The 4663-nt window shown below is 41.5% G+C and carries 6 protein-coding genes; 4 read left to right on the top strand and 2 right to left on the bottom strand.

The features are described 5' to 3' along the window. The coding region (locus VB714_RS20945) for a type I restriction-modification enzyme R subunit C-terminal domain-containing protein (RefSeq protein WP_323226630.1) at positions 1 to 1270 on the top strand (1270 nt) is incomplete at its 5' end. Between the two features lie 164 nt (positions 1271 to 1434). Further along, positions 1435 to 2145: a 2-C-methyl-D-erythritol 4-phosphate cytidylyltransferase gene (ispD, locus tag VB714_RS20940; RefSeq protein ID WP_323226629.1), complete on the top strand. Its 711-nt coding sequence runs from the start codon at positions 1435 to 1437 to the stop codon at positions 2143 to 2145. Here ispD and VB714_RS20935 read toward each other — a convergent pair. Next, positions 2093 to 2467 (bottom strand): hypothetical protein, encoded by a 375-nt coding sequence (locus VB714_RS20935; protein WP_323226628.1) that lies wholly within the window; start codon positions 2465 to 2467, stop codon positions 2093 to 2095. The two genes, ispD and VB714_RS20935, sit on opposite strands and share 53 nt — an antisense overlap. Before the next feature lie 16 nt (positions 2468 to 2483). Between VB714_RS20935 and VB714_RS20930 the strand changes: the two genes are divergently transcribed. Both VB714_RS20930 and VB714_RS20925 read left to right on the top strand, forming a co-directional pair. Next, the gene (locus tag VB714_RS20930) at positions 2484 to 3017 is read left to right on the top strand and encodes a hypothetical protein (protein ID WP_323226627.1); all 534 of its coding nucleotides are present in this window, start codon (positions 2484 to 2486) and stop codon (positions 3015 to 3017) included. Between the two features lie 41 nt (positions 3018 to 3058). Then, on the top strand, positions 3059 to 3991 hold the full coding sequence (locus tag VB714_RS20925) for a glycosyltransferase (protein ID WP_323226626.1): 933 nt from the start codon (positions 3059 to 3061) through the stop codon (positions 3989 to 3991). A 22-nt stretch (positions 3992 to 4013) separates the two neighbouring features. Here VB714_RS20925 and VB714_RS20920 read toward each other — a convergent pair whose 3' ends face one another. Beyond that, positions 4014 to 4463, bottom strand: a complete 450-nt coding sequence (locus VB714_RS20920; RefSeq protein ID WP_323226625.1) for a YggT family protein — start codon at positions 4461 to 4463, stop codon at positions 4014 to 4016. Between the last annotated feature and the right edge of the window lie 200 nt (positions 4464 to 4663).

Here is a 4663-nt window from a genome sequence, read left to right as displayed (position 1 = left end):
CGATCTATTCGGTATCGATCGCCATAAAAAAGAATTTCTCATCTTCGATCTCTGCGGTAACTTCGAGTATTTCCAGCAACAAGTCCGAGAAGCCGACAGCAAACCCGCCGACAGCCTCGCCACTCAAATCTTTAAAGCCCGTCTCACACTCTATCAAAAATTAAACAACGAGCCTCACCTAACAGAACTGAGAGCAGAAATCGGCGATCGCCTCCATGCCTATATCGCCAGCATGGAACCGCAAAACTTCATCGTGCGCCGTCACTTAAAAGAAGTTGAGGATTTTTCGGAACGGGAGAGATGGGCAGAACTCAGCCCCAAAGATATCAGAATTCTGCAAGAGACCCTCTCGCAACTCCCCCACGGACTTCCCCGAGAAAACCCGGTAATGAAACGGTTTGACCTGCTTTGCTTCCAGATTCAACTTGCTCTCCTCCAAAACTCCCCCAAATTAACCCTCCTGCGGGATAAAGTGAGAGACTTGCTCGATAACCTCGCACAAAAGCGAACAATTCCGATGGTTAAGGCACAACTCCCCCTAATCGAAGCCATCGGCAAGGCAGAATGGTGGCAGAATGTGACCCTCCCGATGGTAGAATCCCTGAGAAAGAACTTGCGAGAATTAATGCAGTTTATCGATCGCCAAGCAGAAGCGATCGTTTACACCGACTTTCAAGATCAACTGGGAGACATAGACGAGGCAGAAGTTCCCATTCAACAAACTGGCTTTAGTTCCCAACAGTACCGTAAAAAAGTTGAGACTTATATCAGGGACAATAAAGACCATATCGCGATCGCCAAACTGCGACGAAATCTCCCTCTCACCGAAACCGACTTAAATTCTCTCGAAACCATGTTATTCACCGAAGCAGGTTTAGAAAGTCGGGAAAAATTCACCGCGTTATTCACCGAAGCAGGTTTAGAAAGTCGGGAAAAATTCACCGCAGCCTGTCTCGGTGAAGCCAATAATTTGCCTTGTTTCATTCGCTCTATGGTAGGGTTGGATCGCGAAGCTGCCAAAAAAGCCTTTGCCCAATACCTGGACAGCCAACAGTTTAATGCCAATCAAATCCGCTTTATCGAGCAAATTATCGACCTACTGACCCAACAAGGTATGGTAGATCCATCCCAGTTCTATGAACCCCCCTTTACCGATTTTCACGGTGAAGGTCTTGATGGGGTTTTCTCCGATACAGATGCCAATAATATCTTGGCGATCGCGCGATCTTTTAACCAAACGATTGAAGTAAAATTTGGGCTTAATGCTTAACGAACTTAAAAACATAAATGGGAAAAAGAGAATCCGATCGCCAATTCCACCGGGGACGAGGGCTAATATTCGCATCTCAATTCACGGAATTTGAGTTAATCAAGGCCAATTTTAAGGGAAGATGAGAGCCAGATAGATTTATTTTGGAAAGATTCAATTTGCGTATGCACTTACTCATCCCTGCTGCTGGTTTAGGAAAACGCATGGGAGGCGATCGCAATAAGCTCCTCTTGACGCTTTTAGGAAAACCTCTACTCGAGTGGACGTTGTTGGCAGCTAAGGCATCTAAGAAGATTGAGTGGATCGGACTCTTAGGACAATCTTATGATTTTATCGCCTTTGAGGAGCTTTTAGATCGAGTAAATCTGGCTAAACCCGTGGAATTGATTCAAGGGGGTACAACTCGTCAAGAGTCGGTTTACAACGGCTTACAGGGGCTGCCAGAGGGTGCTGAAGGGGTTTTGATTCACGATGGGGCGCGCTGTTTGGCGACACCGGAATTATTCGATCGCTGTGCTATTGCTCTAAAATCTTGTTCGGGGTTAATTGCGGCGGTTCCGGTGAAGGATACGATTAAAGTAGTTGGGGATGGGGGCATTATTCAAAGTACCCCCGATCGCGCTAATCTCTGGGCTGCACAAACGCCCCAAGGATTTAAGGTGAAGTTATTAAAGGAATGTCACGAAAAGGGCAAACAGTTGGGTTGGGAAGTGACCGACGATGCTGCATTATTTGAAAGGTGCGATCTACCTGTGGAAATTGTCCAGGGAGAAGAAACAAATCTTAAGATTACAACTCCAGTGGATTTGGCGATCGCGGCATTTATTTTGCAACAACGAAAAGAAACCTCTGAAAAATCACTGCAAGACCACTGATAACAAGCAAACCACTAGAAACTACCAAAAACCAACTTTTTAAGCGCATCTGTAAGCGCATCTGTCGCAAATGTTCTTGCAAGATAGCTGTTTTTAGTTCTTGTTCAATCTCTTGTCTGCTATTTTCTTGGGTGTGTTGAACGACACTCTCATCAACTTGTTTGCGTAAGAATGGCCAAATTGGATCGGCACCGTCTTGTCGATAAGGTATAGTTTTAGAAGGATCGACTTTTGGAATGCGAAATTTTGCTTTTTCGGGATGTGAAGACTCCAAATTCTGCGAATTTTGAAAGCGATCTGGTGTTGGTAATTGACTGGTCATAGATAAAAATCCCATCATGACAAACATTAGACTTACTTATGAATATACCTTAAATTCTATTAAAACGGTTAGTGAAAGTGTTGACAAAATCAATACTAAACTTACAGTTCTATTAACGCTTAGTGGTATTCTCGTTAATTTTGGTAAAGATTTACCGGGTTCTTCAATTTTAATTAACTGTATTTCAGAATATTATCCCTGTCCAGCCTGCTATTTATTAAAGTTTGTCGCTTATGCTTGCTTTATTATTGCGATCGCGATTGGCTTGCGAGGTTTATTGACAGCAACAACAGGAAAAATAATTCTACCTGAACAACTCTTGAATGATGAATGGAATTTGATTGATGAAGAAAATTATTTAACTGCTTTGATTTTGTATTTAGAAAAAGAAACATTGTTAGAATTACAATATATTCGCCAAAAACAAGCAGGTCGATTTGATTGGGCAAGTCGCTTTCTCGGAACAGCAGTTATATTACTATGCTTGGATGAAATGTTAGGACTCTCAATTCCAATATTGGGACATTTTTGTTTGAATTTACCTCATTAACTTATCCTAAAATTCCATCAATTTATTACCTATTACTTAAAATGAACATTTCTGTTATTATCCCTATTTACAACGGCGCGGAAGATTTACCAGATTTATTGACTTGCTTACAAGAACAAACTTATCCTGCGTCGCAAGTAGAGTATATTTTAGTCAATAATAATAGCCGCGATCGCACGGGAGAACTCCTCGCAACTGCGGTAGATAAATTTGCCCAAAAAGGACTGGTTTTACTCCCATTAAACGAAACAGAAGTCCAAGGTTCTTATGCGGCACGAAATGCAGGAATTCGCGCCGCAAAATACGATATTTTTGCCTTTACCGATGCCGACTGTCGCCCTTGTCCGCAATGGCTAGAATTGCTGGTTAAACCGTTTGAAAATCCTGAAATTGGTTTGGTTGCAGGGGAAATACAAGCACTTCCGAGTACAAATTGGCTAGAAAGATATAGCGATCGCAAGGAAACTCTTTCTCAAAAACATACTTTAGCTAATTCGTTTTGTCCTTATGGTCAAACTGCTAATTTGGCCATTCGTAAACAAGCATTTGAACAGGTGGGGTTATTTCGTCCTTATTTAACCACAGGAGGAGATGCGGATATTTGTTGGCGAATCCTACGAGAAACGGACTGGAAATTAGAGTTTATGGAAACAGCATTTATTCGCCATCGCCATCGCTCCACTCTATCAGAATTACGCAGTCAATGGCGACGCTACGGACGTTCTAATCGCTATTTACACGAACTACATGGAGTCGAACTAATGCCAGAGCAAAATCTCAATAAAACTCTTTATCGTTTGAGCCGTTGGATATTAAAAGAAATCCCTTTAAATTTTGTTAAATTATTAGCACAAAAAGCCGATTTTGTTGATATAATGTGGACTCCTTTAGATTTGATTACTTATCAAGCTAGAAGCGAAGGACAGAAAACAGCAAAGCTGCCTGAAGAAGCGAAAGAAATTACTCCGTTTTAAAGATTTTACTCTAAAGTTTTGGCTATCCAATTTGCTCTTGGATATAACGAGTAATCCAAACCCCCACACTGCAAAGAACAGCATAGATTATCATGGCAATTAGGAGATTCACATCAAAAATATTTTCTCCTAGTGTTGCTTCCGTACTTTGCACAGGACTTATAAATAAGGTCGAAAACGGAGCAACAAATGGGTTAGATAGCCCATAGATAGTTTGAGCAAAAATATTATCAGGATTTGCCCCAAATATTCGCAAGAATAAGCGCATTCCTAAGAGAACTTCGAGAAGCCCAACTAAGAAATATATACTATTAACGATACGAGCAAATAAGACCCTGCGTTGGGCAACTCTATGATGCTGATTCTCCTGTCGTAGTCGTTCAGTTTCTTCTTGAGCTTGCTGAATTATCAACTGCTCATTATGATTTGATTGATGGGGATCTGGCTGATTTCGATTAGGAGGCTGGTTCATGGAATATATTCAAAATGTAATTATAACCAACTTCTACAAAGTTTTCACATCGATCGCGAGATCGCCTGCTAATGCCGTATCGCATTAAAATAGTGTCATCATCAAATTTGTATACCCAACAATTGGGAGTGCGCCCCGTGAAATTTCCTTGGTATTTGTTCGGTTTGTTCGCTACAATTTGTGTTGCTTTACCCGTCGAA

This window comes from Spirulina sp. 06S082 (assembly GCF_034932145.1).
In the GTDB taxonomy this organism is placed as follows: Bacteria; Cyanobacteriota; Cyanobacteriia; order Cyanobacteriales; family Spirulinaceae; genus CCY15215.
This window is presented reverse-complemented; position numbering and strand designations above follow the sequence as displayed.

Bases quoted from the DNA above. Each gene is read 5' to 3' on its own strand.
- ispD (WP_323226629.1), top strand. From the start codon at position 1,435: ATGCACTTACTCATCCCTGCTGCTGGTTTAGGAAAACGCATGGGAGGC.
- VB714_RS20935 (WP_323226628.1), bottom strand. From the start codon at position 2,467: ATGACCAGTCAATTACCAACACCAGATCGCTTTCAAAATTCGCAGAAT.
- VB714_RS20930 (WP_323226627.1), top strand. From the start codon at position 2,484: ATGACAAACATTAGACTTACTTATGAATATACCTTAAATTCTATTAAA.
- VB714_RS20925 (WP_323226626.1), top strand. From the start codon at position 3,059: ATGAACATTTCTGTTATTATCCCTATTTACAACGGCGCGGAAGATTTA.
- VB714_RS20920 (WP_323226625.1), bottom strand. From the start codon at position 4,463: ATGAACCAGCCTCCTAATCGAAATCAGCCAGATCCCCATCAATCAAAT.